Genomic DNA, 26,306 nt, shown 5'->3' on the forward strand with positions numbered 1-26,306 from the left:
GTCCCGTACGGAACGGGGCGAGAGCCCCGTCCGCTGGTCTTACTTGGCGTCCTTCACTTCCTTGAAGTCGGCATCGACCACGTCGTCGTCCTGCTTGGCCGACGATTCGCCGCCAGGCTGCTGGCCGCCGGCCGCGCCCTGGGCGCCTGCCTGCTGCGCCTGCATGTCGGCGTACATCTTCTCGCCGAGCTTCTGGGCCGCGGTCGACAGGGCTGCGGTCTTGGCGTCGATGTCCGCCTTGTCGCCGCTCTTGATCGCGCCTTCCAGGTCGGCGATCGCCGCTTCGATCTTTTCCTTCTCGCCGGCTTCCAGCTTGTCGCCGTATTCGGTCAGGGACTTCTTGGTCGAGTGGACCAGCGCGTCGCCCTGGTTGCGGGCTTCGGCCATTTCCTTGACCTTCTTGTCCTCTTCCGCGTTCAGTTCGGCGTCCTTCACCATCTTCTGGATTTCTTCTTCCGACAGGCCCGAGTTGGCCTTGATGGTGATCTTGTTTTCCTTGCCGGTGGCCTTGTCCTTCGCGCCCACGTGCAGGATGCCGTTGGCGTCGATGTCGAAGGTCACTTCGATCTGCGGGGTGCCGCGCGGCGCCGGCGGGATGCCTTCGAGGTTGAATTCGCCCAGGCCCTTGTTGCCCGCTGCGATTTCACGCTCGCCCTGGTAGACCTTGATGGTCACGGCCGGCTGGTTGTCGTCGGCGGTCGAGAACACCTGCGAGAACTTGGTCGGGATCGTGGTGTTCTTGTGGATCATCTTGGTCATCACGCCGCCCAGGGTTTCGATGCCCAGCGACAGCGGGGTCACGTCCAGCAGCAGCAGGTCCTTGCGCTCGCCCGACAGGACCGAGCCCTGGATCGCGGCGCCGACAGCGACGGCTTCGTCCGGGTTGACGTCCTTGCGCGGGTCCTTGCCGAAGAACTCCTTGACCTTCTCCTGCACCTTCGGCATGCGGGTCATGCCGCCGACCAGGATGATGTCGTCGATGTCCGAGACCTTGACGCCCGCATCCTTGATCGCGATGCGGCACGGCTCGATGGTCTTGGCGATCAGTTCCTCGACCAGGGCTTCCAGCTTGGCGCGGGTGATCTTCAGGTTCAGGTGGACCGGCGCGCCGTTCGCCATGGCGATGTACGGCTCGTTGATCTCGGTCTGCTGCGAGGACGACAGCTCGATCTTGGCGCGCTCGGCCGAGGCCTTGATGCGCTGCAGGGCGATCGGGTCCTTGGACAGGTCGAGGCCGTTGATCTTCTTGAACTCGTCGATGATGTAGTCGATGATGCGCTGGTCGAAGTCTTCGCCGCCCAGGAAGGTGTCGCCGTTGGTCGACAGCACTTCGAACTGCTTCTCGCCTTCGACGTCGGCGATCTCGATGATCGACACGTCGAAGGTGCCGCCGCCGAGGTCATACACGGCGATCTTGCGGTCGCCCTTGTCGGTCTTGTCCAGGCCGAAAGCCAGCGCGGCCGCGGTCGGCTCGTTGATGATGCGCTTGACGTCCAGGCCCGCGATGCGGCCGGCGTCCTTGGTCGCCTGGCGCTGCGAGTCGTTGAAGTAAGCCGGCACGGTGATCACGGCTTCGGTGACTTCTTCGCCCAGGTAGTCCTCGGCGGTCTTCTTCATCTTGCGCAGCACTTCCGCCGAGATCTGCGGCGGCGCCAGCTTCTTGTCGCGCACGCCGACCCATGCGTCGCCGTTATCGGCTTGCATGATCTGGTAAGGCATCAGCGCGATGTCTTTCTGGACTTCCTTTTCCTGGAACTTGCGGCCGATCAGGCGCTTCACCGCGAACAGGGTGTTCTTCGGGTTGGTGACAGCCTGGCGTTTCGCCGGCGCGCCCACGAGGATTTCACCATCTTCCTGATAGGCGATGATCGAAGGAGTAGTGCGCGCGCCTTCGGCGTTCTCAATCACCTTCGGCTGGCCGTTTTCCATGATCGCGACGCAGGAGTTGGTGGTTCCCAGGTCGATACCAATGATTCTGCCCATGATGTATTCCTTTTATATTTGGATGATTTCGGATGAATTCAATATTGGGAAAAAGCGCGTGCTTTCAAGTGGTTAACTCGCTGCACGCTGCGTTTTTTCCTTATTTCGCGCTTATTTCGGTGCTGCTGCGGTGACGATGGCGGGACGCAGCAGGCGGTCGGCGATCATGTAGCCTTTCTGCAGCACTGCAACCACGGTATTCGCTTCCTGCTCCGACGGCACCACGGCCACGGCCTGGTGCTTGTTCGGGTCGAGCTTTTCGCCCGGCTGCGGCATGACTTCGATCAGGCGGTTCTTCTCGAAGGCCGCGGTGAGCTGCTTGAGGGTCATCTCGACGCCTTCGCGGATCGCTTCCACGGTCTGGGTCTCGACCTTCAGCGCCATTTCCAGGCTGTCGCGCACCGGCACCATGGCCTCGGCGAAGCTTTCGATGGCAAATTTATGCGCTTTGCTCACATCTTCCTGGGCGCGGCGGCGGATGTTTTCCGCGTCGGCCTTGGCGCGCATGAAGGCGTCGTGCATCTCGGCCAGCTTGGCTTCGGTCGCGCTCAGCTGTTCTTCGAGGCCCGGCTCGCCCGGTGCGGCAGCAGCGGCCTGGGGAGCGGCAGCCTCGGCTGCAGGCGCCTCGGCTTCCGGCTGGTTCGTCACCTCTTTGTTTTCTTGGTCTTGCATCGAAAAAACTCCTAGAATCAAGGACTTGGCTGAGACAGGAAAGCTTCCTGCTTGAATGTACAGGCCCCCAGATGGGGCGATCTCCTACAATTTCAAGGGGAATTGAGGAAATGTCATGGTCCGGCAGGCCCGCTCCAGACGATCAGTCCACTTCAGATAACAATTGTTACAGTATTTACTATTTCCGTGATTCATTTCCCAACGAGAAGTTATAAGCTTCTCGACAAGCTTGCCACTGTCGAGGCAAGCGATCCGGGAGCAGACATCATGCGATTACACCTGATCAGCAGCGCCGTCGTGCTGTACACCCTGGCGGTGATGGCCTGGCTGTGCTACGTCGGCATCGGCGCGACGCCCTGACAAACCGGCCATTTTAGCAGAACGGCTACCCTGTCCGCCTAAGCGCCGAGCTGGGCCGCGTGCTGGGCGCCGACCTGGGCGTCGCGCCGCTGGCTGGCGCTCTGGGCCGGGGTGAGGATGGTCGGCCAGCCGATCAGGTGCTGTTCGGCGATCTCGGCCAGGCCCTTGATCCAGGCCGGCGAGGTGTTGAGGCAGGGGATGTAGTGGTAATCCTTGCCGCCCGCGGCCTCGAAATCGTGGCGCACTTCCATGTTGATTTCTTCCAGCGTCTCCAGGCAGTCGCTGGTGAAGCCCGGGCAGATCACGTCGATGCGTTCGACGCCTTCGCGCGCCAGCTGCTGCACGGTGGGGGCGGTATAGGGCTGCAGCCATTCGGCCTTGCCGAAGCGCGACTGGAACGTCACCAGATAGTCTTCCGGCCCGATGCCCAGGGCCTCGGCCAGCAGGCGCGCGGTCTTCTGGCATTCGCAGAAATACGGGTCGCCCAGCAGCAGGGTGCGCTTGGGCACGCCATGGAAACTCATCACCAGCTTCTGGCCGCGGCCGTGGTTGTCCCAGTGGCCCTGCACGCTCTCGGCCAGGGCGTTGATATAGCCTTCGTGGTCGTGGTAGTGCTTCACCAGGCGCAGCTCGGGCACGTTGCGCACGCGCGCATAGTGCTGGTAGACGGCGTCCCAGATCGAGGCCGTGGTGGTGCCGGAATACTGGGGGTAGGCGGGCAGGACCACGATGCGGTCGCAGCCCTCTTCCTTGAGGCGATCGAGCACCTCATTGACCGACGGCGAGCCATAGCGCATCGCCATCGCCACCTTCACGCCCTCGTGGCCGCGTTCCTTCAGCATGTCCTGCAGCAGCGCCGCCTGCTTCGCGGTGTGGACCTTCAGGGGCGAACCCTCGCGGGTCCAGATGGTGCGGTACTTGGCGGCCGATTTGCCGGAGCGGATAGGCAGGATGAACAGGTGCAGGATGAACCACCAGACGCGGCTCGGGATCTCCACCACGCGCGGGTCGGACAGGAACTGCTTCAGGTAGCGGCGCACGGCCTTGCGAGTGGGCTCGTCGGGTGTGCCGAGGTTGACCAGGACGACGGCATGCTGCGGCACGGTGCCGTGGGCGTGAGGCGGTTCTTTGCGAAATGGCATGTATGAAGGGTGGGTGACGGGACGCCCTCTATTATAAGTGGGGGTCCCGTGCGGCGGACAGCGCGTGCGCGCGGCTTGTCGTCAGGTGGATACGTGCAGGCGAACGTCGATGTTGTTGCGGGTGGCGTTCGAGTAGGGGCAGACGATGTGGGCCTTGTCGACCAGCTCTTTCAGCTGGGCCTGGTCCATGCCCGGGGCCTTGATGGTAAGGTCGACTTCGATGCCGAAGCCGGTGGGGATCTGGCCGATGCCGACGTCGCCGGTGACGGTCAGGTCTTGCGGCAGGCTGACCTTCTGCTGGCCGGCCACGAATTTCAGGGCGCCGAGGAAGCAGGCCGAGTAGCCGGCGGCGAACAGCTGTTCGGGATTGGTGCCGGGACCGCCGCCGCCGCCCAGTTCCTTCGGGGTGGACAGCTGCAGGTTCAGCACGCCGTCGGAACTCTTCGAGTTGCCTTCGCGGCCGCCTTGGGAGGTGGCTTGGGCGCGGTACAGGACTTTTTCGATGCTCATTCGACTTCCCTCCTTTGTGGTTGTGGGTGCGGATCAGATAGCACTTTGCCACAGAATGGTGAAGGGGGGGATGACGGTTGGCCGGATGGGAGAGGCGCTTTGGCCCGCTGCATGTAAACGTCGTTACGGCGAAGGCCGGAACGACGGTCTTGAGGCTAACGGGCCTGGCGGCGTTACGACGCCAGCAACTCCCTCGCATGCTTGCGCGTCGTCTCGGTAATCTCGATCCCGCCCAGCATGCGCGCCACCTCTTCCACCCTGGCCCGGCTGTCCAGCACATCGATGCGCGAGACGGTCCTGCCCGCATCGGTCGTGCCCTTGGCCACCTGGAAGTGCTGGTTCGCCTGGCTCGCCACCTGCGGCAAGTGGGTCACGCACAGCACCTGGCGCTGCTGCCCCAGGCGCTTGAGCAGGCGGCCCACCACTTCGGCTACGCCGCCGCCGATGCCGGTATCGACCTCGTCGAAGATCAGGGTCGGCACCGTGGTCGCATTCGAGGTGATCACCGAAATCGCCAGCGAAATACGCGCCAGTTCGCCACCCGAAGCCACCTTGGCCAGCGGACGCGGCGCCACGCCCGTGTGGCCGGCCACCAGGAATTCCACCTGCTCCAGCCCGTGCGCGCCCGGCTCGGCGGCGTTCAGCGCCACCGCGAAGCTGCCGCCGCTCATGCTCAGTTCCTGCATCGCGCTGGTCACCTGCGTGCCCAGCTCGCGCGCCGCCTTTTCGCGGCGCTGCGACAGGCGCCTGGCCACTTCCATGTAGGCGGCCCTGGCCTTGTCCTCCTGCTTGCGCAGGCCTTCGATGTCGGTCGCATCCGCCAGCTGGCGCAGCTTGGCCGCCAGCGCGGCGTGCTCGTCGTGCAGCTCCTCGGGCGTCACGCGGTACTTGCGCGCGGCGCTGTGCAGCGCCTCCATGCGCGCGTCGACCTCGCGCAGGCGGTCCGGGTCGAGCTCCACCTTGTCGATGTAGTTGTTCAGCGCGTACACCGCTTCCTGCAGCTGGATGCGGGCCGGCTCCATGCAGTCGAGCACCGCCTGCAGCTGCACGTCGACGTCCACCAGCTTGCCCAGCTTGGCGTTCAGCGAGGACAGCTGCGACAGGATAGGGTGATCGTCCGATTCCGACAGCGCGTTCAGCGCTTCCTGCGCGCCCTCCAGCAGGCTGGCGGCATGCGACAGGCGGCTGTGCTCGTTGCTGATCTCGGCCCACTCGCCGGCCTTTGGCGCCAGCTTGTCCAGCTCGCTCACCTGCCACTCCAGGCGCTCGCGCTCGATCAGCACGTTCTTGGCATTGGTCTCGTATTCCTCGCGCTGGCGCACCAGGGCGCGCCAGGCGCGGTACAGGCTGGCCACTTCCACCACCTCGGCGCGCGCCTCGGGGTCGCGCACCGCGATCTGGTTATCGAGCAGGTCGCGCTGGGCGTCGGGTTTCAGCAAAGTCTGGTGGGCGTGCTGGCCGTGGATGTCGACCAGCATTTCGCCCAGCTCGCGCAGCTGCGATGCGGTGGCCGAGATGCCGTTGATGTAGGCCTTCGAGCGGCCGGCGTTGTCGATCACGCGGCGCAGCAGCGCGCCGCCCTCTTCGCTGGCGAATTCGTTCGCCTCCAGCCATGCCGTCGCCGCCGCGGTGAGGGCGAAATCGGCCGTGATGTCGGCCTTGGCCGCTCCTTCGCGCACCATGCTGGCGTCGCCCCGGCCACCCAGCGCCAGTTGCAGCGCATCGATCAGGATCGACTTGCCGGCGCCGGTCTCGCCGGTGAATACCGTGAAGCCGTTCGAGAACTCGAGCTCGATGGCGTCGACAATGACGAAGTCACGGATGGTAAGTGTGCGCAGCATGAAAAATCGGGTCTCCGTTGGTGGATATGGGTATGGCGATTTACTTGAGCTTGCCGTCGTTGGTCGGGTATTCGTTCCAGTGCAGTTTTTCGCGCAGCGTATGGTAGTAGCTCCAGTCGTGCGGGTGCAGGAAGGTGACGGTGTTGGGCGAGCGCGAGATGACGATGCGGTCGCCCAGCTGCAGGCTGGTGAAGGTCTGCATGTCGAAGTTGACGCTGATGTCGCGCCCGCTCACCAGTTCGACCACGATCTCGCTGGTGTCCGGCACCACGATCGGCCGGTTCGACAGCGCATGCGGCGCGATCGGCACCAGCACGATGCCTTGCAGGCTCGGGTGCAGCAGCGGGCCGCCGGCAGACAGCGAATAGGCGGTGGAACCGGTCGGCGTCGAGACGATCAGGCCGTCCGAGCGCTGGTTGTACATGAACTCGCCGTCCACGATCAGCTTGAGTTCGACCATGCCGGCGCCGGTGCCGCGCGCCACCACCACGTCGTTGACCGCCACGCTGCAGTAGATCTGCTCGCCGTCGCGCATCACGCGCGCTTCCAGCAGCGTGCGCTTCTCCAGGCGCGACCTGCCCTCCAGGATCTCGCCCAGCGCGGGCAGCATGTTCTGGATCGGGATGTCGGTGATGAAGCCCAGGCGTCCCTGGTTGATGCCGATCAAAGGGGTATCGTATTTGGCGAGCTGGCGCGCGATGCCGAGCATGGTGCCGTCGCCGCCGACCACGACGGCCGCCTTGGCTTGTTCGCCGATGGCGGCCACGCTCATGGATTCGATGCCCGTCAGCCCCAAGTGGGCCGCGGTGTCTTCCTCGAACACCACGCGGTAGCCGGCGCCGCGCAGGAAATCCACGATGCGGCCGACCGGCTCCTCGACTCCGGCCGTGTTTTGCCGGACCACGAGCGCGATGATGGGTTGTGGTGCAGGCGTGACAGCGGACATATCGATCTCGGCGGTGATGGGTAACGACACGCTGGAGATTAACCGATAATCCCTGCGGCTGCCAGTTGACGGGCCGCCCGGGACTCGTCAAACACTGTACAAAAGAACAGTATAAGGGCGAGCCCCGCCAGGTGGCAAGATTACTGTAGGAAGGCCTGGCTCACGGCAGCAACAACGGCCATGCTCAGGCTAATGGTGTGCAACATCATCAACACCAGCCAGCGCACCGCGGTCATGGTGCGGGTGCCGCCGTACACGCGCCGCATCGCGGTCGGCAGGTAGAAGGTCAGCCAGAGCAGCAGCACGAGCGTGACGATGTCCCAGCCCTTCGGCACCAGGATGAGCAGGCTGAGCATGAAGAAGGCGAAGGCATTCGAGTGCAGCGCGAACAGGAAGTGTTCGCCGTAGGTGCGGCCCTTGCCCAGATAGAGGATTTTCAGGAACAGGGCGAACACCGGCATCAGCGCGAAGACCGCATAGGGCGCGTTGGAGAAGAAGGCCCGCTTCAGCGCGTCGCTGCGTTCCTTCTCGGGCATGTCCAGCAGGCCCTCGGTGCCGCGGCCCAGCGCGGGATTGATCCTGCCGGCGATTTCCACGAGGTCCTTCTCGCTTTCCTTGACCTGGGCCAGCTCTTCCGGCGTGGCGGGACGCGCCACCTTGTCCTTTGCAACTTGTTCGACCGCGGCGCGCTGCAGCTCGTCCCGGTCGGTGCTCATGACATTGAAGTCCAGGCCGCCGATCTTGAACAGTGCGAAGAAGATGATGCTGAAGGTCAGGTAGACGCGCAGCGGCTCGAGGTAGCGCGCGCGCCGGCCTTCGATGTACTCGCGGGTCAAGAAGCCCGGCTTGAACAGCAGCAGCTTGAGCGACTTCCACAGCTTGCCTTCCAGCGCCACATAATGGCCAACGAACTCGTGCAGGAACTCGAAGGCGGTCGGCACGTGCAGGTGGGTGGCCTGGCCGCACTGGTGGCAGAAATTGCCGGAGGTCGCAGCGCCGCAATTCTTGCAAATGGAGGTGTCGGGATGAGGAAGGGCTTCGGTTTTCACGGCGCGGTTCCAGGCAATGACGGTCAAGCCGACATGGTAAGGCTTTAGTTGCAAAATTGCATCATCCAATTGCGCGACCGCATCCTCTTCACCCAGTTAGGATTGAACCAACAGAAATGCAGAAGGAGGACATCATGGTCACCGAAACCAAGGACCGCTTCGTCAACACCAAGGCCCCGATCGAGAACGACGGCGTCAAGCGCCAGCCGCACGAGCGCGACGAGACCCCGGATGCGCAGGACCAGGAACCGCGCGGCGTCATCAAGCAGGCGGCCGAGGACCTGGCCCAGGGCCTGGTCAATACCGATTGCTACGGCACCAACGGCCAGGGCATCGAGCAGGCCGTCGAGCCGGCTGCGGATGCGACCGGCCAGGCCAACCCGCAACCGGACCGCCACCGCTCGATGCGCCGCCACGAGGGCGCCGATCTCGGACCAGGCAACGACGACAAGGGGGCGCCATGACGATCAAGCGTAACGGCAGCGCCGTCTGGAGCGGCGGGCTGAAGGATGGCAAGGGCGCGGTGTCGACCGGCAGCGGCGCGCTCAAGGACGCGCAGTACGGCTTCAACACGCGCTTCGAGGACGGTCCCGGCACCAATCCCGAGGAGCTGATCGGCGCCGCGCACGCGGGCTGCTTCACCATGGCGCTCTCGGGCCAGCTCGGGCAGGCCGGATTGACGGCGCAGGAGCTGCGCACCACGGCCACCGTGTCGATGGAAAAGGTCGAGGGCGGCTTCTCGATCACGGCGGTGCACCTGGACCTGGTGGCGAAGATTCCCGGCGCCAGCCAGGAAGCCTTCGACAAGGCGGCCAATACGGCCAAGGAAAACTGCCCGGTGTCGAAGCTGCTGAACGCGGACATCACGCTCAGCGCGAAGCTGGAGAACTGAGCGCGCGCAGGCGCCGGCAAGGAACATGGCGAGCGCATAAAATGGCGGTTTTCTGAATCAACAAGAGGACACTACCCATGCGCATTCTGCACACCATGTTACGCGTCGGCGACCTGCAACGCTCGATCGACTTCTACACCAAGGTGCTGGGCATGAAGCTGCTGCGCACCAGCGACAATCCCGAGTACAAGTACACCCTCGCCTTCCTCGGCTACGGCAGCAACCCGGAGCACGCGGAGCTCGAGCTGACCTACAACTACGGCGTCGACAGCTACGACATGGGCACGGCCTACGGCCATATCGCCATCTCGGCCGAGGACATCTACAAGACCTGCGAACAGGTGCGCGCGGCCGGCGGCAACATCACCCGCGAGCCGGGCCCGGTCAAGGGCGGCAGCACCGTGATCGCCTTCATCACCGACCCGGACGGCTACAAGGTCGAACTGATCGAGCGTGCCGACCACGCCGGCGGCGCCGGTCTCGGCAGCTGATCGGGCAGCTCTTCAGCAAGCCCGGCGCGGCGCGGCAATCAATACGTCTTCGGGGCGGTCCTGGGCGGCCCCGTGCAATCCCCCACCCCACGGTGTCGGCGGCCGATGTGGTGATTGCTGAACTCATTCAGTGGCGCAGGGGGCGGGCTATTTAAACGTTGCGGTGCTGCTGGGGAACTTGGGTTCCCGCCTTCGCGGGAACGGCGGGTTTCGGTAGCGAGCCACAAATTTTGTCGTAGTCCGCTACTTCATCACGTCGTCCCCGCGCAGGCGGGGACCCAAGTTCGCAGCATAGAGACGAACAAAACAAAAACCCGGGCAGCCAGCAAACCGGCTCCCGGGTTTTCTTATTCAAGCACGCCGCCAGGCGTGCCTGGACGATTACTTATCCAGCAGATTATTCACCGGCACCAGATCCGCCTCGCGCAGCGATCCCGACGCCGCCTTCAGGCGCAGGCCGTTGAGGATGGTGTCGTAACGCGCACGCGACAGGTCGGTGCGGGTCTGGTACAGCTGGCGCTGCGCGTTCAGCACGTCGATATTGATGCGCACGCCCACCTGGTAACCCAGCTTGTTCGAATCCAGCGCCGATTGGCTCGACACTTCCGCCGCTTCCAGCGCCTTGACCTGGGCCAGGCCGCTGTTCACGCCGAGGAAGGACTGGCGCGCCGTCAGGGCTGCGTTGCGGCGGGTCGTTTCCAGGTCGTTGCGGGCCTTGTCTTCCAGCGCGATCGATTCGCGCACGCGGCTGGTGACGCTGAAACCGCTGAAGATCGGTACGCTCAGCTGCACGCCGATGGCGTTGTTCTTGTTGACGCCCGAGGTGTTGTTCACCTGGCCGTTGACGTCGCGGCGGGTCGAGGTGGCCAGCAGGTCCAGGGTCGGCAGGTGGCCGGCGCGTTGGCGGGAGATCTCGCGCTTGGCGATTTCCACCTGCAGTTCCTGCACGGTCACGCCGTAGTTCTGCGTTTCCGCCGACGACACCCACTGGTCGACCGTGGCCGGCTGCGGCGGGGCCAGGGTGATGCCGGTCTTCAGCGGCGCCAGCGTGCCCGGCTCGGTGCCGATGATGGCCTGCAGCGCGTTGCGCTTGTTGTCCAGGTCGTTCACCGCGGCGAATTCCTGCGCCACCACCAGGTCGTTGGCGGCTTGCGCTTCATGGGTGTCGGTGATGGTCTGGGTGCCGACTTCGAAGTTGCGCTTGGCCGATGCCAGCTGCTCGCTCACCGCATCCTTCTGGGCGCGGATCGAGGCCAGCTTGTCCTGGGCCGCCAGCACCTCGAAGTAGGCAGAGGCCACGCGGGTGATCAGGTCCTGCTGCGCCTGCGCGAACTGGGCTTCGGCGATCGACTGCTGCAGCTTGCTCTGCTGGTAGGACTGCCAGCGGTCCCAGCGGAACAGCGGCTGCTGCAGCGACAGCGTGTATTCCTTGGTGGTCAGGTTGGAGCCGCCGGCGGTGACGATGCCCTGGGTGCCGTCGGCGCGGGTGACCGTCGCACCTTCGTTCCACGGCGAGAAATCGCTGTCGTTCCTGGTGATGGCGCCGGTGAGACCCACCGTGGGAAGCAGGCCGGCTTGCCCCTGCGTGATCCGCTCGCGGCCCGCGTTCAACGCCGCGCGTGCACTGGCGTAGGTCGCATCGTTGGCCAGCGCCTGCTGGTAAACCTGGATCAGGTCCGCCGCGCTTGCATTCAGCGAGAAGAACGCGCCGGCCAGCAGGACGGCGATAAGGGGTTTCTGCATTGCTTTCTCCACAGGAGTCATCAAAAGTTAGGAATCAGGTCAGTACTTCGGCATCGAAGGGTCGACCTGCACGGCCCAGGCGTGTACTCCGCCCGTCAAATTCGTTACGTTGGCAAATCCGTTCCGTTCGAGGAAGGCAGCAACCTGCATGCTGCGCGCCCCGTGGTGACAGATGCACACGATCTCGCGGTCGTCGTCGATCTCGCCGACCCGGATCGGAATCAGGTGCATCGGGATCTGGGTCGAGCCCGCGATATGGCAGGTCTCGAATTCCCAGTTCTCGCGCACGTCCAGCAGCAGCGGCTGCTCGCGCGCCGGGTCGGCCAGCCAGGCGGCCAACTCGGGGGCGGTCATCTGTCGCATCGCGGTCCCTTAGAACGTGAAGCGCGACGGCGCGACGGCGCCGGTCAGCGGCTTGACGTTGGTCTCGAACACCTTGACCGAGTCGTAGCCGGTTTCCGAAGTGCGGGTGATGATGTTGCAGCTCATCGCCGGCGCTTCGCCCAGGATCACCGCCAGGCGGCCACCCACTTTCACTTGCTTGACCAGCGCTTCCGGCAGCACCGGCAGCGCGCCCGACACGACGATCACGTCGTAAGGCGCGCCCTGCGGCCAGCCTTCGGCGCCATTGCCCAGCTCGACGGTCACGTTGGTGATGCCGGCCTTGGCGAGGTTCTGTTCGGCCAGCGCCTTGGTTTCCGGCAGGATCTCAACGGTGGTCACGTGGCGCGCCTTGTGCGCCAGCAGTGCCGCCATGTAGCCCGAACCGGCGCCGATTTCGAGGACGTTCTCATGCTTCTTCACCGCGATTTCCTGCACGATGCGCGCTTCGACCTTCGGGTTGAACATCGCTTCGCCACCCGGCAGCGGAATCTCGACGTCCGCGAACGCCAGGTTCTGGTAGGCCTGCGGCACGAACTGTTCGCGCTTGACCACGTGCAGCAGGTCGAGCACGTCCTGGTCCAGCACGTTCCACGGACGGATCTGCTGTTCGATCATGTTGAAGCGGGCTTGTTCGATATTCATCTGAGTTCTCGGTGGAAAAATAAATAATCCGATATTTTATCGTTGAACGGCCTCAGGACGCACATCTTAACGATGGGCAGGCCTGAGCGCGGGAAATTGCGACAGTCTGCAGTTTAGAAGGGATGAACGCCAAATTTCAGGACATTTGGCGTACTGACAACTTACTGCGCGGCCGTGGGCGGAGCAGGCAGCAACCCGTGCAGGGTAATGTCGAGGAAGGCGTCCAGGAAGGCCTGCGGCTGCAGCTCGCAGCGCTCGCAGGGGCCGATCGAATGCTGCCAGGTGGACAGCATCAGGGTTGGCGCGATCAGCACCTGGGTGACCTGGGCGATGTCGATGGCGCGGAATTCGCCGCGGCTCACGCCGCGCTCGAGCATGCTGGAGATCATGCGCGCGGCGCGCATCATGACTTCTTCCTGGTAGAAGCGCGCCAGTTCCGGGAAATTGTCCGCTTCCGCCATGATCAGCTTGCTGATGCCCGAGACCTTGGTGCTGCCCAGGCGGCGCCACCAGGTCAGGATGACGTCGCGCAGCAGGTCGCCGCTGTGGCCGTCGAAGCCGGCCACCGAGACTTCGGCGTCGCCGATCACCGGCACGATGCTTTCGCGCACCACGGCCTTGAACAAGTCTTCCTTGTTGGCGTAGTACAGATAGAGCGTGCCCTTGGACACGCCGGCGCGGCGCGCCACGTCTTCCAGACGGGTGGCCGCGAATCCACGCTCGACGAACAAATCGATCGCGGCAGCCAGCAGCTCCTGCGGGCGCGCGTCCTTGCGGCGCTCCCAGCGCGGCTTGCTGTCGAGTTGGCAATGCATTGTTTCCGCCTAGAAACTTATTTAAAGGATGATTAACTATAGAGTGCGGCGAATGGCAGAGTCAAGCTGGCGTTGTGTATAGGGAACTAAACGGCTTAAACGCCTCCCGGACCGTAAATACGGCCATCGGCGCGCGAAGCGTAAAGACTGCCGTCGGGATTGCGCGGCGGGCAGTCCTGCTGCTGGCGCGGCACCTGGAACACCGCCAGCCGGTCCGACACGCCGGGCAGCAGGCGGTCCATCATCACGTCGATGTCGGCCATCATGCCGACCCGCACGGTACGCATCGGCACCACCGCCGCGTGCAGGATGGCGGCCGCGACCTGGTGCGGATCGACCTGGGGCGAAGGCAGCTTGGGTTCGCGGTCCATGTAGTTGCGCGCGTGCTGGGGCAAGGGCGTGTCGACGGCGGTCGGTTCGATCAGGGTGACCGAGACCGGCGCCTCGTCGAGCTGTTCCACCTCGATGCGCAGCGCGTCGGTGAAGCCCTTCACCGCGTGCTTGCTGGCCGAATACATGCCTTGCATGGGAATCGCGACCTCCGAAGCTTCGCTGCCGAGGTTGATCAAGGCCCCGCCCTGGCGCTTCAGGTGGGGCAGCGCCACCAGGGAACCGTGCACCATGCCCCAGAAGTTGATGTCGAACAGGCGCCGGGCGTCGGCCTCGGAGACTTCGTCGACCCTGCCGTAGATGGTGCTGCCCGCATTGTTGACCCAGGTGTCGATGCGCCCGAAACGGGCGATTGCGGCCTCGGCGATACGCTCGACCTGGGCGCGCTCGGAGACGTCGGCGACCACCCCGACCGCTTCCTGGCCGAGGGCGTTGAAGCGGGCCACGACGGCGTCGAGTACGTCGGCGCCGCGCGCGGCCAGCACCAGCTGGGCGCCCTGCTTCGCGGCTTCCTGCGCGGTGGCCAGGCCGATGCCGCTGGTGGCGCCGGTAATGACGATGACTTGACGGTTCAAAGGCTTAAGCGGACTCGACATCGATACCTCCTGCGTTCATGGGAAACAACGTAGCAGGAATTCCGCCGGGGAAGCGCCCGCTTTACCCGTTCGCGCAGGTATACTTGGCGGTCCCGCTTCCCGCACGATCATGAACACTTCCTTCGACTGCAGGCCGCACTGCGGCGCCTGCTGCACTGCCCCTTCCATCACCAGCCCCATTCCCGGCATGCCGAACGGGAAGCCGGCGGGCGTGCGCTGCGTGCAGCTGGGCGAGGACGACCGCTGCCTGATTTTCGGCAAGCCGGAGCGCCCGGCCTTTTGTGGGGGATTGCAGCCTTCCGCGGAGATGTGCGGAACGAATCGCGAACAGGCGATGCTGTGGCTGGGGGAACTGGAACGCGCGACGGCGCCGGGTTAATCCGGCCGGCTGCCGGGCTCCTCGTCCTTGACCAGCAGCCCGAGCCGCTTCTTCTTTTTCTTGACGACCTGGGTCTGCTCCTGCGCCGGCTTGGTGGCGGGAGGCGGCGCGACAGGCAAGGGAAAGCCCAGGAAGGCCATCACGAAGAAAATCGGCAGCAGCACATAGAACAGCGGCCGTCTCCAGTTGAGCTTTTCTTTCATCATTGCCACACGTGGTGCTGCGTGCAGGCAATTCAAGAGCGGTGGTCACCCAGCAAGGGTAACCTGCATTCAGCAGGGTCGGCCGCTCACGCTGCGGCGCGCTGGCCTTGCAGCGCCTGGATGTCGCCGAACAGGGCGCCCAGGGTCAGCCTCTCGTGCCAGATGTCCGGCAGCATCACGCCATAGCGGCTGCGCAGGGCTTGCGCCAGGGTTTCGATTTCTCCGGCATCGGTGGGACGGCGGTGCGGATGCGCGGCGCGGAAGATGCCGAGCAATTCGTCGTCGGGACGGAAGCGCAGGCGGTCGGTATCGGTGAAGGAAAAGGTCGAGACCACCAGCGAGAGGAACTCGCGGATGTCCTTGCGGGACGCCGAAGGGAAGGCGCGACGCCAGAGGCGGCTCTGGCAGCTGCGGTAGCGCAGGGAGTTGTGAAGCTGTCCACCCTGGAGGGCCGCGATGGCGGCCACGACAAGCACAAGAACGATGAGAACACTCATGTGCTTGAGTCTAGCACGCTGTCCGGCCCGATGCGCAAGCCTGGAAAACGAATTTTAGCTTGCGCGCGATACGTAACAGAACAGCAATTGCGGCCCTGTAAAATGTTGTATCCCGTCATAGCAGACTCAACGGGCAAGGCCCTGCCCGTGGTAAGCTCTTACCCCGCGCAGTTTTCTCACAGCACGCATTAAATCAATCACATACGTTTCATGGACATCGTTCTCGCCATCAAGGCGATCATCATGGGCCTGGTCGAGGGCTTCACGGAATTTCTGCCAATCTCTTCCACCGGTCACCTGATCCTGGCGGGCAGCCTGCTGAATTTCACCGGCGAAAAGGTCAAGGTCTTCGAGATCGCCATCCAGGCCGGCGCCATGCTGGCCGTGATCTGGGAATACCGCGAACGCATCCGCAACGTGCTGGCGGGCCTGGGCTCGGACCCGCGCCAGCAGAAGTTCGCGCTCAATGTCCTGATCGCCTTCCTGCCGGCCGCCGTGCTGGGCTTCCTGTTCAACAAGGCGATCACGGAGCGCCTGTTCTCGCCGGTGCCGGTGGCGACCGCCTTCATCGTCGGCGGCCTGATCATCCTGTATGTGGAACGCCGCAACCATGGCCATGAACGGCCGGCGCGCGTCGACACGGTCGACGAGATGAGCACGGCCGACGCCCTCAAGGTGGGCCTGGCCCAGTCCTTCGCCCTGATTCCGGGCACCAGCCGCTCCGGCGCGACCATCATCGGCGGCATGCTGTTCGGCCTGTCGCGCAAGGCGGCTACCGAATTCTCCTTCTTCCTGGCAATCCCCACCCTGCTGGGCGCCACCGTGTATTCCGTGCTCAAGCAGCGCGAACTGTTGTCGCTGAGCGACCTGCCGATGTTCGGCCTGGGCGGCCTGGCCGCTTTCGCCTCGGCCTTCTTGTGCGTGCGCTGGCTCCTGCGCTATATCAGCACGCACGACTTCACGATCTTCGCCTGGTACCGTATCGTATTCGGTATTCTGGTCCTCGTGACCGCCCACTTCGACCTGGTGGCTTGGGTACATTAACCCGACTCATTGATTAGCGACACAGCGAGCATGAACCCCGACATCGGCGCCGACATCGGCGCGCGCGCGCTTCACATCCTGCAGACGGTCTTCGGCTACCCCGCATTCCGTGGGCAGCAGGGCGACATCGTCGAGCACGTGGCCGCAGGCGGCGACGCGCTGGTGCTCATGCCTACCGGCGGCGGCAAGTCGCTGTGCTACCAGATCCCGGCCCTGCTGCGCGACGGCGTGGGCGTGGTGGTCTCGCCGCTGATCGCACTGATGCAGGACCAGGTCGACGCGCTGGCCGAGGTCGGCGTGCGCGCCGCCTTCCTGAACTCGACCCAGACCTTCGAGGAAACCCTGCGCATCGAGCGCCTGGTGCGCACCGGCGAGATCGACCTGGTCTACGTGGCGCCCGAACGCCTGATGACGCCGCGCTGCCTGGAGCTGTTCGAGTCCTCGCACATCTCGCTGTTCGCCATCGACGAGGCGCACTGCGTGTCGCAATGGGGCCACGATTTCCGGCCGGAATACATCCGCCTGTCGATCCTGCACGAGCGCTTCCCCAACGTGCCGCGCATCGCGCTCACCGCGACCGCCGACCAGCAGACCCGCGCCGAGATCGCGCACCGCCTGCAGCTGGAAGAAGCGCGCCAGTTCGTCTCGTCCTTCGACCGCCCCAACATCCGCTACTCCATCGTCGAGAAGACCAACGGCCGCAAGCAGCTGATCGATTTCATCAGCGCCGAGCACGCGCAGGATTCCGGCATCGTGTATTGCCTGTCGCGCAAGAAGGTCGAGGAAACCGCCGACTTCCTCAACGAAAACGGCATCCGCGCCCTCGCCTACCACGCAGGAATGGAGCACGCCACGCGCGCGGCCAACCAGGCGCGCTTCCTGCGAGAAGACAACATCGTGATGGTGGCGACCATCGCCTTCGGTATGGGCATCGACAAGCCGGACGTGCGCTTCGTCTGCCACCTCGACCTGCCCAAGAGCATCGAGGGCTATTACCAGGAGACCGGCCGCGCCGGCCGCGACGGCGCCTCCGCCAGCGCCTGGATGGCCTATGGCCTGCAGGACGTGGTGCTGCAGCGCCGGATGATCGACGAGTCCGAGGCCGACGACGGCTTCAAGCGCGTGTTGTCGATGAAACTCGACGCCATGCTCGGCCTGTGCGAAACCCTCTCGTGCCGCCGCATGCGCCTGCTCGACTACTTCGGCGAGCGCTCCGGCCCCTGCGGCAACTGCGACACCTGCCTGATTCCGCCGGTGCAGGTCGACGGCACGGTGCCGATGCAAAAGCTCCTGTCGGCCGTCTACCGGGTCGACCAGCGCTTCGCCGCCGGCCATGTGATCGACGTGCTGCGCGGCGCCCAGACCGAGCGCATCAGCCAGTGGCACCACGACAAGCTCACCGTGTACGGCGTCGGCGCCGACCGCAGCGAGCAGGAATGGCGCGCCATCCTGCGCCAGGGGATCGCGCTCGGCTTCCTGACGGTCGACCACGACGCCTTCAGCTCGCTCAAGCTGACCGACCTGGCGCGCCCGGTGCTCAAGGGCGAGCAGAAGGTGCAGCTGCGCCAGTACCAGAAGCCGGTCAAGCCCAAGCGCCAGTCGTCCTCGCGCGCGAGCTATGAGGAAGTGGAACTGTCGCGCTCCGAGCAGCAGATCTTCGACCGCCTGCGCTCCTGGCGCATGGGCGCGGCGCGCGAGCACGGCGTGCCGGCCTATGTGGTGTTCCAGGACGCCACCTTGCGCGAGATCGCCAAGGTCAAGCCGGCCTCGCTCGAGCAACTGCGCGGCGTGAGCGGTGTTGGCGAGAAGAAACTAGTCTCCTACGGCGACGAAATTGTCGCCATTATCAGCGAGATGATGTAGTGTCGTGGGTTGATTCAATTCAACCCCGTCACTCCCATGGCCATCCCGACTCCCACCAGCACCACTGCCGCGCCGAAGCTCGATAGCGCTCCCACTCCGCTGCCGGGCAACACCGCCAGCCTCCAGACTTTCGTGTTCGCCCTGTTCTTCGTATTCGGCGGCATCACGAGCCTGAACGACGTCATCATCCCCAAGCTCAAGGACTTGTTCACCCTGAGCTACGCCCAGGCGATGCTGGTGCAGTCGGCCTTCTTCGCCGCCTATTTCTTCGTCTCGATTCCGGCGGCGGCCATCGTGCAGCGCGTGGGCTACATGCGCACCGCCGTGGTCGGCCTGGTCACCATGGCGGCCGGCTGCCTGCTGTTCATCCCGGCCTCCTCCTCGGGCGTGTTCGCGACCTTCCTGCTGGCGCTGTTCGTACTGGCCTCGGGCATCACCATCGTGCAGGTGGTGGCCAATCCCCTGATCTCGATGCTGGGCAAGCCGAGCACGGCCTCCAGCCGCCTGACCTTCGCCCAGGCCTTCAATTCGCTGGGCACCACCCTCTTCCCCTATGTGGGCGCGATCCTGATCCTGGGCTCGCTGGCCACGGTCGACCCGACTACCTTGAGCGGCGCGGCCCTGGACGCCTTCCGCGAAGAAGAAACCCGCGTGGTGGTGCACACCTACATCGCCCTGGCGATCGCGCTGGCGGTGCTGGCCTTCGCCGTGTGGCTGAACCGCAGCAAGCTGGCCGAGAAGCCGGCGCCGGAAGAAAGCATCCTGCGCGCCTTCGACCTGCTCAAGCAGCCGCGCTTCGCCTTCGGCACCCTGTGCATCTTCCTGTACGTGGGTGCGGAAGTGGCGATCGGCTCGATCATCGTCAACTACCTGATGGAAGCCAACGTGCTCGGCATGGGCGCCGAGGAGGCCGGCAAGCACGTGCCGCTGTACTGGGGCGGCGCGATGGTGGGCCGCTTCATCGGCGCCGGCCTGCTGCGCCTGTTCTCGCCGGGCAAGGTGCTGGCCTTCGCCGCCGCCATGACCATCGTCCTGCTGGTGGTCTCGGGCACCAGCACCGGCGCGCTTTCGGGCTGGTCGCTGCTGGCCATCGGCCTGTTCAACTCGATCATGTTCCCGACCATTTTCACCCTGGCCTGCGAAGGCCTGGGCCACCGCACGGCCGAAGGCTCGGGCCTGCTGTGCGTGGCCATCGTCGGCGGCGCGATCGTGCCGCTCCTGACCGGCTATGCGGCCGACGTGGTGGGCCTGAAGATGTCGCTGGCGGTGCCGGCCGTGTGCTATGCGGCGATCCTGCTGTTCGGCGTGTATGCGCGCCGTGCATATCACTCCCCCCAGCACGCCTGAAAGCCTGCGTTCAGTCGCGGAACAGGTGCGTGAAGCTGCGGCTGACCGGGAGCTTTTCCTCGCTCCCGCGCAGCAGCACCTGCATCCGTTCCGCGTCGATCCTCTCCGCCGCCGCGATGGCGTTCACGTTCACCAGCGTGCCGCGATGAATCTGCCAGAAGCGCTCGCTGTCCAGCCCAGTCAACAAGTCCTTCAGCGGAATGCGCACCAGCGCTTCCGACCCTTCCAGCACCACCCGCGTGTACTTGCTGTCGGCCTGGAAGAACAGCACCTCGTCGACGTCGATCAGGCGGATCTGCTTGCCCACGCTGGCCTTCAGCCACTTGAGCTTTTCCGGCCGTGGTTCCGGCGCCTGCGCCTTCAGCTGGCGCAGCACGTCGCCCAGGTCGGCCGGGCGGCTGTCCAGCTTCTCGCGCAGGCGTCCCACCGCGCGGTCCAGGCGTCCCGGCTGCACCGGCTTGAGCAGGTAGTCGATGGCGCCGGCGTCGAAGGCGTCCACCGCATACTGGTCGTAGGCGGTGACGAACACCACGTGGGCCAGCTTGCCGATCCGGTCCGCCACTTCCAGCCCGGACATGCCCGGCATGCGGATGTCGAGGAAGACCACCTGCGGCTCGTGCTCCAGGAAGGCGTCCCAGGCGTCGTTGCCGTTCTCGGCGACCGCCACTACCTCGGCATCCGGCCAGGCCACCGGCAGCATGCCGAGCAGTCGCTCGCGCATCAGCGGTTCGTCTTCGGCCACCAGCACCTTGATACTCATTGCATCGCTCCCGACTGTACTCCCTGAGGTGGAATGGCGAGTTCGGCCTCGAAGCCGGGATCGGCGTCGTACAGCGCCAGCCCGGCGGACTCGCCGTAGGCCAGGCGCAGGCGGTGGCGGATGTTTTCCAGGCCCAGGCCATGACCCGGCGTGGCGCTCATGCCGACGCCGCTGTCCCGGACCCGGATGCGGATGCCCGAACCGGTATCCTCGGCGCCCACCCAGACCGTGCCGCCGCGCAGCGAAGGCTCGATGCCGTGCTTGATCGCGTTCTCGGCCAGGGTCAGCACCAGCATGCTGGGAATCTGCACGCCCGCCAGGGCCTCGGGCAGCGTCAGGTTGAAGCGCAGGCGGTGGCCCAGCCTGGCCTGCATCACGCGCAGGTAGGAATCGACCAGGCGGAATTCCGACTGCAGGCTCGCCTGCCCGGTGCGCATATCGCCCAGGCTGGCGCGCAGGAAGTCGATCAGGTTGGCGGTCAGCTCGGCCGCCTTCGGCGCCCCTTGCTCGGCCAGTTGCTGGACCGCGCCCAGGGTATTGAACAGGAAGTGCGGCTCGATCTGGGCGCGCAGCAGGCGCAGCTGGGATTCGCTCAGCTCGCGCGCCAGGCGTTCGCGCTCGGCGTCGGCCAGCAGTTGCGCGGCTAGGAGTTCATGGCGCCGGTTGCGCCAGGCGGCAATGGCGATCAGGGGCAAGGCATACAGCAGCGTGGAAAACACGAAGCCGATCGCCAGGATGCGCGGCAGCTTTTCCACGATCGCATCGAGCGACTGGTGTCCCTGAAGCAGGACGAATACCAGTCCGATCAGCGCGCCGCCCACGTCCAGGCCGAGCAGGAATATGAAGGCCTTGAACTTGGCCCGTGCAATCTTGCGATAGTGCAGCCACACGGCCGTCAGCGCCAAGGTCATGCAAAAGCCGACCAGGTTGGCAAGGACCAGGGCGAGACCCCAGTTCATCTGGGGAAGGAAGGCGAACCTGAGCAGCAGGCCGGCAACGCTGAACACGGCGCACAGCTTGAGCAAGGCCAGGTAGAGCCTGTTGCCGCGGTAGCGTGCGGAAAAATCGTGCAGTTCCTGGCGTTCGAGCGGCGACAATGCGGCCAGGCGCTCGGCCACGAAGCGGCGATAGCCGGGCGCGGCGCGCTCGGCGAGGGCCGGCTCCTTCAGCACGGCCAGCTGCTCCTCTTCCCACTCCCGGTACCACTTGGCAACGCTCGCGAACATGACAACCTCCTGAACTCATTAATGTAAAGCAATGCAATGAGATCAGTCTAGGCGTGGCAGGCGGGAGCGGACAGCGGAGGGCGACGAACGACGAAGGCGGACGCCCGAAGGACGATCCGCCTTGGGGGGAGCAATTACTTGCGGGTGAACACCAGGTCCCAGACGCCGTGGCCGAGCTTCAGGCCGCGGTTCTCGAACTTGGTCAGCGGGCGGTAGGCCGGCTGCGGCGCATAGCCCTCGGCGGTGTTCTGCAGCTGCGGTTCGGCGCTGAGCACTTCCAGCATCTGCACCGCGTAGTCTTCCCAGTCGGTGGCCAGGTGGATGTAGCCGCCCGGCGCCAGCTTCTGGCACAGCAGCTTGACGAACGCCGGCTGGATCAGGCGGCGCTTGTTGTGGCGCGCCTTGTGCCAGGGATCCGGGAAGAACACGTGCACGCCGTCCAGCGAACCGTCGGCGATCATGAAGTTCAGGACCTCGACCACGTCGTGCTGGACCAGGCGCAGGTTCTTGATGTCCTGCTCGCCGATCTGCTTGAGCAGGCTGCCCACGCCCGGCGTGTGCACCTCGACGCCCAGGAAATCCTTTTCCGGCATCAGGCGCGCGATGTGCGCGGTGGTATCGCCCATGCCGAAGCCGATTTCCAGCACCACCGGCGCCTTGCGGCCGAAGGCCCGGACCAGGTCGAGCGGCTCTTTCTTGTACTCGATCAGGAATTGGGGGCCGAGTTCCTCCAGCGCCCGCGCCTGGCCGGTCGACAGCCTGCCGGCACGCGTCACGAAGCTGCGGATGCGGTGTTCGGTGGGATCGTAAAGCATGGGCCGCGCCGGGCCGTCGGTTGGCGTATCAGAGGACATGGGGATGAGAATGAGGAAAAAACGGCTGTCATTATAGCCTAGCTGCCGCGCCCTTCCGCCACGGGCGTGCGGAGGCGATGCGGCGATTGCGCCATAATCGCGGCATCGCCACACCGCTTGCCGGAGCCTGCCCATGCACATGACGAAACACCCGATCGCCACCGACGACAACGTCACCACCGCCCATCTCACCTCTTACCACTATGGCGCACCCGGCTCCGGCAAGAAGGTCTATATCCAGGCCTCGCTGCACGCGGACGAAGTGCCGGCCATGCTGGTCGCCCACTTCCTGCGCCAGGAACTGGAGCGCCTCGATGCCGAAGGCCGCGTCAAGGGCGAAGTGACCCTGGTGCCGGTGGCCAATCCGCTCGGCCTGTCGCAGGTGGTGCACGGCACGCTGTTCGGCCGCTACGACCTGAACACCGGGGTCAACTTCAACCGCGCCTACCACCACGTGGCGGACGGGCTCAAGGAGTCGCTGGCCGGCAAGCTGGGCCCTGACGCGCAGGCCAACGTGGCGCTCATCCGCGAACACGCGCGGCGCTCGGTGGCCGAGTGGAAGGTCAAGGACGCTACCGGCGTACTGAAGAAAACCCTGCTGGGCATGGCGATCGACGCCGACTTCATGCTCGACCTGCACTGCGACAACGAAGCGGTGCTGCACATGTACGCCGGCACCCCGTTGGCCGAGGCCGTGCAGCCGCTGTCGGCCCTGATGGGCGCGCGCGTGGTGCTGCTGGCCACGCAATCCGGCGGCGAGCCCTTCGACGAAGCCTGCGGCCGCCTGTGGTGGGACCTGGCGGCGCACTTCCAGGAGGCCGCCATCCCGCCGGCCTGCGTCGCCATCACCGTCGAACTGCGTGGCGAGATGGACGTGCGCTACGCCTATGCGCGCCAGGATGCCCACGCCCTCTTGCAATACCTGGCCCATGCCGGCGTGCTCGATATTCCCGTGCAGCCGCTGCCGAAGGCCTTGTGCAAGCCGACGCCGCTGGACGCGGTCGAGCCGCTGGAGGCGCCGCATGCCGGCGTGCTGGTGTTCCACAAGCGGCTGGGCGACACGGTGGCGGCGGGCGAACCGATCGCGGACATCGTCAACCCGGTCAGCGGCAAGGTAAGCACGGTGGCCGCCACGCGGCCGGGACTGCTGTTCGCCAGCACCGCGCACCGGCACCTGCTGCGCGGGATGCACATCTGCAAGGTGGCCGGATCGGAATCCTTCAGGTCCGGTAATCTGCTGTCGAGCTGACCCGGCCGCGCCCGAGCAGCGCGATGCCCGCCGCCAGGCCGGCGGCAAGCGGCGGCAGCCAGGCCAGCGGCAGGCCCAGTTCCATCTGCGTGGCGCCGCTGAGCGCGCACCACGCCACGGGAATCAGCCATAGCGGCCAGCGCGCACGCACCAGCAGCAGGATGCCCAAGGTGGCCATCGCGGTCGGGTCGGGCGCGACGCCGAACACTTCGCCCTGGCTCTGGTAGCGTCCTTCGTGGATGGGCAGCAGCGGATAGACCGCCACCGCCAGGCAGACGATCGCCAGCGCCACCCAGGACACGGGACTGGCGTTGAAGCGGAGCAGGCGCGGAACGGGCTTGGCCGCCATCCACAGCAGCATCAGTCCCTGCAGCACGAAACCGGCCGCGAACCAGGGCGCGCCGAGGTTGATCGCCGCATAGCGCTCGAGGTGGAAGGCCCAGCCGACCCACAGCCAGGCCAGTCCCAGCAGCAGCGCGGCCAGGCGCGAGGCCGCCGCGCCGCCGCTCACCGCGCCCGCCGTCACGGCCAAGCCTGCGAGCAAGGCCACCACCTGGGCCGGCCAGATGTCCTGGTTGTACAGCTCGAACAGGCGGTGATAGCTGCGCGCCGAGAACATCAGCAGGTCGGATAGCGTATAGGTCCACCATTCGGTCAACCATCGGCTCATGCCAGCCTTTCGACATCCTGGACGATGCGCCTGCGCAGCGCCTCGTCGGGCAGGCGGCCGGCGCCGGCCAGCAGGTTCTCGCGCACATGGGCCACGCTGGTGGTGGCGGGAATCGCACAGCTGACGGCCGGATGGGCCAGGATGAACTTGAGCAGCGCCTGGGCCCAGCTGGTGCAGCCGAGCTCCGCGGCCCAGCCGGGCAGCGGCTTGCCGGCCAGGGCGCGGGTCAGGTCGCCCTGCCGGAAGGGCCGGTTGACGATCACGCCGATGCGCCGCTCGCGCGCCAGCGGCAGGATGCGCCGCTCCACCTCGCGGTCGAGCACGTTGTACGAGACCTGCACGAAGTCGATCGGCTGGCTGGCCATGATCTTCTCGATCTCCGCGTGGCGCCGCCCTTCCGAGGTGGTGATGCCCACGTAGCGCAGGCGCCCTGCGCGCTTCATCGCCAGCAGAGCCGGCAGATGCGCTTCCCAGGCCAGCAGGTTGTGCACCTGGAGCAGGTCGAAGCGCGGCACGCCCCAGCGCCGGCGCGAGATCTCGACCTGCGCGGGGCCGTCCTCGGCGTCGCCGATCCATACCTTGTCGGCCGCGAACAGGCGCGCCGGCTTGATCGCCTGCAGCGCTTCGCCGATCACCTCCTGGGCCGAGCCGTACATCGGCGACGAATCGATCATCCGGCCGCCGCCCGCGAAGAAGGCGCGCATCACGGCGCCGCTCTCGGCCCGTCCCTTCGGATCGCGGCCGACGTTGAAGGTGATCCAGCTGCCCAGGCCGACGAGGGGCAGCTGTTCGCCGGAAGCAGGGATGGGACGGGTAAGGAGCGGAAGGAGCGGCAGGGGGGCGGCGTGCAGCGCGGACAGCGCCAGGCCGGCGGGCAGGGCCAGCAGGGATTCCAGCAGACGGCGGCGGGACGGCGAGCGTGGGCGCATGCGGGCGCTCCTTTCCAGATGCGGCGCGTAGGATGCCAGCATACCGTGCGCGCGCAGGCCGCGGCGCTCCGGCATCTTCATGCCTTAGGGAAAACCGTCATGCTGTCCTGCTTGCCGCGCCTGGTGGGCGCCATCCTGTTGTGGGTCCTGGCCTTGCCGGCCTGCGCCATCGACTGGCAGGCGCCGCTCACCGTCGCCTCCGGCGGCGGCGCCAGGGGTCCCTGGCGCCAGAACGATTCGCGCTACGACTACGTGGACGACGGCACGGCGGCCTGGCTGGACGATGGCCTGCTCGGCGTCGCCTGGGCCGACCAGGGCCGCAAGGACGTGCTGTTCCGCACCTATCCCGGCGGCGAGCCGGTGAATGTGTCGCGCAGCGGCGCCACCTTCTCCTGGCATCCGCGTATCGCTACGGCCAAGGGCCAGGTCTATGTGCTGTGGCAGGAGATTATCTTCTCGGGCGGCTCGCACGGGGGCGACATCCTGTTCGCCCGGTCCAGCGACAAGGGGCGCAGCTTCGGACCGCCCATCAACCTGTCCCGCTCCGTGGGCGGGGACGGCAAGGGACGCCTCGACCGCGCCACCTGGTCGAACGGCAGCCTCGACCTGGCGGTGACGGGCGACGGCACGGTGGTCGCGGCCTGGACCGAGTTCGATGGCGCGCTGTGGGTCGCCCGTTCGCTCGATGCCGGCGCGGGCTTCTCGCGGCCGCTGCGGGTTGCAGGCGACGAGCGCGTGCCCGCGCGCGCTCCCGCACTGGCGGCCGGCCCCGGGAACCGGGTGGCGCTGGCCTGGACCGTGGGCGAAGACGATGCCGCCGCCATCCGCG

General features: G+C 65.7%; 28 protein-coding genes. 9 read left to right on the forward strand and 19 right to left on the reverse strand.

Annotated elements, in window-relative coordinates; translation table 11 throughout:
- Positions 1-39 precede the first annotated feature (39 nt).
- From dnaK to J8847_RS05100, 7 genes are all read right to left on the reverse strand, one after another.
- On the reverse strand, positions 40-1,983 hold the full coding sequence (gene dnaK / locus J8847_RS05070; protein WP_211523586.1) for a molecular chaperone DnaK: 1,944 nt from the start codon (positions 1,981-1,983) through the stop codon (positions 40-42).
- Between the two features lie 111 nt (positions 1,984-2,094).
- Positions 2,095-2,655 (reverse strand): nucleotide exchange factor GrpE, encoded by a 561-nt coding sequence (gene grpE / locus J8847_RS05075; RefSeq protein ID WP_211523587.1) that lies wholly within the window; start codon positions 2,653-2,655, stop codon positions 2,095-2,097.
- A gap of 398 nt (positions 2,656-3,053) precedes the next feature.
- Positions 3,054-4,157 (reverse strand): ferrochelatase, encoded by a 1,104-nt coding sequence (gene hemH, locus J8847_RS05080; protein WP_211523588.1) that lies wholly within the window; start codon positions 4,155-4,157, stop codon positions 3,054-3,056.
- Positions 4,158-4,238: 81 nt separating this feature from the next.
- Positions 4,239-4,667: an organic hydroperoxide resistance protein gene (locus J8847_RS05085; protein WP_211523592.1), complete on the reverse strand. Its 429-nt coding sequence runs from the start codon at positions 4,665-4,667 to the stop codon at positions 4,239-4,241.
- A gap of 173 nt (positions 4,668-4,840) precedes the next feature.
- Positions 4,841-6,508 carry a DNA repair protein RecN gene (gene recN, locus J8847_RS05090; protein WP_211523593.1) on the reverse strand — a complete coding sequence of 556 codons (1,668 nt, stop codon included), beginning with the start codon at positions 6,506-6,508 and terminating at the stop codon, positions 4,841-4,843.
- A gap of 40 nt (positions 6,509-6,548) precedes the next feature.
- Complete coding sequence (locus J8847_RS05095) at positions 6,549-7,454, reverse strand: NAD kinase (protein ID WP_211523594.1); 906 nt, start codon at positions 7,452-7,454, stop codon at positions 6,549-6,551.
- 140 nt (positions 7,455-7,594) lie between these two features.
- Positions 7,595-8,503 carry a DUF3667 domain-containing protein gene (locus J8847_RS05100; RefSeq protein WP_211523595.1) on the reverse strand — a complete coding sequence of 303 codons (909 nt, stop codon included), beginning with the start codon at positions 8,501-8,503 and terminating at the stop codon, positions 7,595-7,597.
- Between the two features lie 134 nt (positions 8,504-8,637).
- On the opposite strand from J8847_RS05100, the gene J8847_RS05105 reads away from it, so the two are divergent.
- The 3 genes from J8847_RS05105 (at position 8,638) to gloA (ending at position 9,886) form a co-directional block, all read left to right on the forward strand.
- On the forward strand, positions 8,638-8,967 hold the full coding sequence (locus tag J8847_RS05105; RefSeq protein WP_211523596.1) for a hypothetical protein: 330 nt from the start codon (positions 8,638-8,640) through the stop codon (positions 8,965-8,967).
- The gene (locus J8847_RS05110; RefSeq protein WP_211523597.1) at positions 8,964-9,395 is read left to right on the forward strand and encodes an OsmC family protein; all 432 of its coding nucleotides are present in this window, start codon (positions 8,964-8,966) and stop codon (positions 9,393-9,395) included. Before J8847_RS05105 ends, J8847_RS05110 begins: the two co-directional genes overlap by 4 nt.
- Before the next feature lie 77 nt (positions 9,396-9,472).
- The gene (gene gloA / locus J8847_RS05115; protein ID WP_211523598.1) at positions 9,473-9,886 is read left to right on the forward strand and encodes a lactoylglutathione lyase; all 414 of its coding nucleotides are present in this window, start codon (positions 9,473-9,475) and stop codon (positions 9,884-9,886) included.
- A 381-nt stretch (positions 9,887-10,267) separates the two neighbouring features.
- Here gloA and J8847_RS05120 read toward each other — a convergent pair whose 3' ends face one another.
- The 5 genes from J8847_RS05120 to J8847_RS05140 form a co-directional block, all read right to left on the reverse strand.
- Positions 10,268-11,629 carry a TolC family outer membrane protein gene (locus J8847_RS05120; RefSeq protein WP_211523599.1) on the reverse strand — a complete coding sequence of 454 codons (1,362 nt, stop codon included), beginning with the start codon at positions 11,627-11,629 and terminating at the stop codon, positions 10,268-10,270.
- A gap of 39 nt (positions 11,630-11,668) precedes the next feature.
- The gene (locus J8847_RS05125) at positions 11,669-11,992 is read right to left on the reverse strand and encodes a rhodanese-like domain-containing protein (RefSeq protein ID WP_211523600.1); all 324 of its coding nucleotides are present in this window, start codon (positions 11,990-11,992) and stop codon (positions 11,669-11,671) included.
- Positions 11,993-12,001: 9 nt separating this feature from the next.
- The gene (locus tag J8847_RS05130) at positions 12,002-12,655 is read right to left on the reverse strand and encodes a protein-L-isoaspartate O-methyltransferase (protein WP_211523601.1); all 654 of its coding nucleotides are present in this window, start codon (positions 12,653-12,655) and stop codon (positions 12,002-12,004) included.
- A gap of 161 nt (positions 12,656-12,816) precedes the next feature.
- Entirely contained in the window at positions 12,817-13,470 is a 654-nt protein-coding gene (locus J8847_RS05135; protein WP_211523602.1) for a TetR/AcrR family transcriptional regulator, read from the reverse strand.
- 95 nt (positions 13,471-13,565) lie between these two features.
- Positions 13,566-14,456, reverse strand: a complete 891-nt coding sequence (locus J8847_RS05140; RefSeq protein WP_211523603.1) for an SDR family oxidoreductase — start codon at positions 14,454-14,456, stop codon at positions 13,566-13,568.
- A gap of 109 nt (positions 14,457-14,565) precedes the next feature.
- Here J8847_RS05140 and J8847_RS05145 point away from each other — a divergent pair, with 109 nt between their 5' ends.
- Positions 14,566-14,835 (forward strand): YkgJ family cysteine cluster protein, encoded by a 270-nt coding sequence (locus J8847_RS05145; RefSeq protein ID WP_211523604.1) that lies wholly within the window; start codon positions 14,566-14,568, stop codon positions 14,833-14,835.
- Here J8847_RS05145 and J8847_RS05150 read toward each other — a convergent pair.
- Both J8847_RS05150 and J8847_RS05155 read right to left on the reverse strand, forming a co-directional pair.
- Positions 14,832-15,041 (reverse strand): hypothetical protein, encoded by a 210-nt coding sequence (locus tag J8847_RS05150; protein ID WP_211523605.1) that lies wholly within the window; start codon positions 15,039-15,041, stop codon positions 14,832-14,834. The genes J8847_RS05145 and J8847_RS05150 overlap by 4 nt on opposite strands.
- An 83-nt stretch (positions 15,042-15,124) precedes the next feature.
- Positions 15,125-15,535, reverse strand: a complete 411-nt coding sequence (locus J8847_RS05155) for a hypothetical protein (RefSeq protein WP_211523606.1) — start codon at positions 15,533-15,535, stop codon at positions 15,125-15,127.
- 210 nt (positions 15,536-15,745) lie between these two features.
- Here J8847_RS05155 and J8847_RS05160 point away from each other — a divergent pair, with 210 nt between their 5' ends.
- From J8847_RS05160 to J8847_RS05170, 3 genes are read left to right on the forward strand one after another with little or no spacing between them, the layout of a single operon-like run.
- Complete coding sequence (locus J8847_RS05160; RefSeq protein WP_211523607.1) at positions 15,746-16,579, forward strand: undecaprenyl-diphosphate phosphatase; 834 nt, start codon at positions 15,746-15,748, stop codon at positions 16,577-16,579.
- Positions 16,580-16,609: 30 nt separating this feature from the next.
- Positions 16,610-18,442, forward strand: coding sequence for a DNA helicase RecQ (recQ, locus tag J8847_RS05165; protein WP_211523608.1), 1,833 nt, complete (start codon positions 16,610-16,612; stop codon positions 18,440-18,442).
- Positions 18,443-18,478: 36 nt separating this feature from the next.
- Positions 18,479-19,789, forward strand: coding sequence for a sugar MFS transporter (locus tag J8847_RS05170; protein WP_211523609.1), 1,311 nt, complete (start codon positions 18,479-18,481; stop codon positions 19,787-19,789).
- A gap of 10 nt (positions 19,790-19,799) precedes the next feature.
- Here J8847_RS05170 and J8847_RS05175 read toward each other — a convergent pair whose 3' ends face one another.
- From J8847_RS05175 to trmB, 3 genes are all read right to left on the reverse strand, one after another.
- Positions 19,800-20,549, reverse strand: coding sequence for a LytTR family DNA-binding domain-containing protein (locus J8847_RS05175; protein ID WP_211523610.1), 750 nt, complete (start codon positions 20,547-20,549; stop codon positions 19,800-19,802).
- On the reverse strand, positions 20,546-21,775 hold the full coding sequence (locus J8847_RS05180) for a sensor histidine kinase (RefSeq protein ID WP_211523611.1): 1,230 nt from the start codon (positions 21,773-21,775) through the stop codon (positions 20,546-20,548). The genes J8847_RS05175 and J8847_RS05180 overlap by 4 nt, the downstream gene beginning before the upstream one ends.
- 134 nt (positions 21,776-21,909) lie before the next feature.
- Positions 21,910-22,590 carry a tRNA (guanosine(46)-N7)-methyltransferase TrmB gene (trmB, locus tag J8847_RS05185; RefSeq protein WP_211523612.1) on the reverse strand — a complete coding sequence of 227 codons (681 nt, stop codon included), beginning with the start codon at positions 22,588-22,590 and terminating at the stop codon, positions 21,910-21,912.
- 172 nt (positions 22,591-22,762) lie between these two features.
- Here trmB and J8847_RS05190 point away from each other — a divergent pair, with 172 nt between their 5' ends.
- On the forward strand, positions 22,763-23,878 hold the full coding sequence (locus tag J8847_RS05190) for a succinylglutamate desuccinylase/aspartoacylase family protein (RefSeq protein WP_211523613.1): 1,116 nt from the start codon (positions 22,763-22,765) through the stop codon (positions 23,876-23,878).
- Here the strand turns inward: J8847_RS05190 and J8847_RS05195 are convergent.
- A complete protein-coding gene (locus J8847_RS05195; protein ID WP_211523614.1) occupies positions 23,850-24,548 on the reverse strand; it encodes a DUF6064 family protein in 699 nt (232 codons plus the stop codon). The genes J8847_RS05190 and J8847_RS05195 overlap by 29 nt on opposite strands.
- A complete protein-coding gene (locus J8847_RS05200) occupies positions 24,545-25,477 on the reverse strand; it encodes an aldo/keto reductase (RefSeq protein ID WP_229512507.1) in 933 nt (310 codons plus the stop codon). Before J8847_RS05200 ends, J8847_RS05195 begins: the two co-directional genes overlap by 4 nt.
- A gap of 99 nt (positions 25,478-25,576) precedes the next feature.
- Between J8847_RS05200 and J8847_RS05205 the strand changes: the two genes are divergently transcribed.
- A partial coding sequence (locus tag J8847_RS05205) for a hypothetical protein (protein ID WP_211523615.1) occupies positions 25,577-26,306 on the forward strand: 730 nt, incomplete at its 3' end.

This window comes from Massilia sp. AB1 (genome assembly GCF_018119385.1).
Taxonomy (GTDB): Bacteria; Pseudomonadota; Gammaproteobacteria; order Burkholderiales; family Burkholderiaceae_D; genus Telluria.

Coding starts and splice junctions, on each gene's coding strand:
- J8847_RS05085 (WP_211523592.1), bottom strand. CDS start 4,667: ATGAGCATCGAAAAAGTCCTGTACCGCGCCCAAGCCACCTCCCAAGGC.
- hemH (WP_211523588.1), bottom strand. CDS start 4,157: ATGCCATTTCGCAAAGAACCGCCTCACGCCCACGGCACCGTGCCGCAG.
- J8847_RS05135 (WP_211523602.1), bottom strand. CDS start 13,470: ATGCATTGCCAACTCGACAGCAAGCCGCGCTGGGAGCGCCGCAAGGAC.
- J8847_RS05095 (WP_211523594.1), bottom strand. CDS start 7,454: ATGTCCGCTGTCACGCCTGCACCACAACCCATCATCGCGCTCGTGGTC.
- J8847_RS05200 (WP_229512507.1), bottom strand. CDS start 25,477: ATGCGCCCACGCTCGCCGTCCCGCCGCCGTCTGCTGGAATCCCTGCTG.
- dnaK (WP_211523586.1), bottom strand. CDS start 1,983: ATGGGCAGAATCATTGGTATCGACCTGGGAACCACCAACTCCTGCGTC.
- J8847_RS05190 (WP_211523613.1), top strand. CDS start 22,763: ATGCACATGACGAAACACCCGATCGCCACCGACGACAACGTCACCACC.
- trmB (WP_211523612.1), bottom strand. CDS start 22,590: ATGCTTTACGATCCCACCGAACACCGCATCCGCAGCTTCGTGACGCGT.
- J8847_RS05120 (WP_211523599.1), bottom strand. CDS start 11,629: ATGCAGAAACCCCTTATCGCCGTCCTGCTGGCCGGCGCGTTCTTCTCG.
- J8847_RS05175 (WP_211523610.1), bottom strand. CDS start 20,549: ATGAGTATCAAGGTGCTGGTGGCCGAAGACGAACCGCTGATGCGCGAG.
- J8847_RS05125 (WP_211523600.1), bottom strand. CDS start 11,992: ATGCGACAGATGACCGCCCCCGAGTTGGCCGCCTGGCTGGCCGACCCG.
- J8847_RS05160 (WP_211523607.1), top strand. CDS start 15,746: ATGGACATCGTTCTCGCCATCAAGGCGATCATCATGGGCCTGGTCGAG.
- recQ (WP_211523608.1), top strand. CDS start 16,610: ATGAACCCCGACATCGGCGCCGACATCGGCGCGCGCGCGCTTCACATC.
- grpE (WP_211523587.1), bottom strand. CDS start 2,655: ATGCAAGACCAAGAAAACAAAGAGGTGACGAACCAGCCGGAAGCCGAG.
- recN (WP_211523593.1), bottom strand. CDS start 6,508: ATGCTGCGCACACTTACCATCCGTGACTTCGTCATTGTCGACGCCATC.
- gloA (WP_211523598.1), top strand. CDS start 9,473: ATGCGCATTCTGCACACCATGTTACGCGTCGGCGACCTGCAACGCTCG.
- J8847_RS05150 (WP_211523605.1), bottom strand. CDS start 15,041: ATGATGAAAGAAAAGCTCAACTGGAGACGGCCGCTGTTCTATGTGCTG.
- J8847_RS05180 (WP_211523611.1), bottom strand. CDS start 21,775: ATGTTCGCGAGCGTTGCCAAGTGGTACCGGGAGTGGGAAGAGGAGCAG.
- J8847_RS05105 (WP_211523596.1), top strand. CDS start 8,638: ATGGTCACCGAAACCAAGGACCGCTTCGTCAACACCAAGGCCCCGATC.
- J8847_RS05170 (WP_211523609.1), top strand. CDS start 18,479: ATGGCCATCCCGACTCCCACCAGCACCACTGCCGCGCCGAAGCTCGAT.
- J8847_RS05130 (WP_211523601.1), bottom strand. CDS start 12,655: ATGAATATCGAACAAGCCCGCTTCAACATGATCGAACAGCAGATCCGT.
- J8847_RS05195 (WP_211523614.1), bottom strand. CDS start 24,548: ATGAGCCGATGGTTGACCGAATGGTGGACCTATACGCTATCCGACCTG.
- J8847_RS05145 (WP_211523604.1), top strand. CDS start 14,566: ATGAACACTTCCTTCGACTGCAGGCCGCACTGCGGCGCCTGCTGCACT.
- J8847_RS05110 (WP_211523597.1), top strand. CDS start 8,964: ATGACGATCAAGCGTAACGGCAGCGCCGTCTGGAGCGGCGGGCTGAAG.
- J8847_RS05140 (WP_211523603.1), bottom strand. CDS start 14,456: ATGTCGAGTCCGCTTAAGCCTTTGAACCGTCAAGTCATCGTCATTACC.
- J8847_RS05155 (WP_211523606.1), bottom strand. CDS start 15,535: ATGAGTGTTCTCATCGTTCTTGTGCTTGTCGTGGCCGCCATCGCGGCC.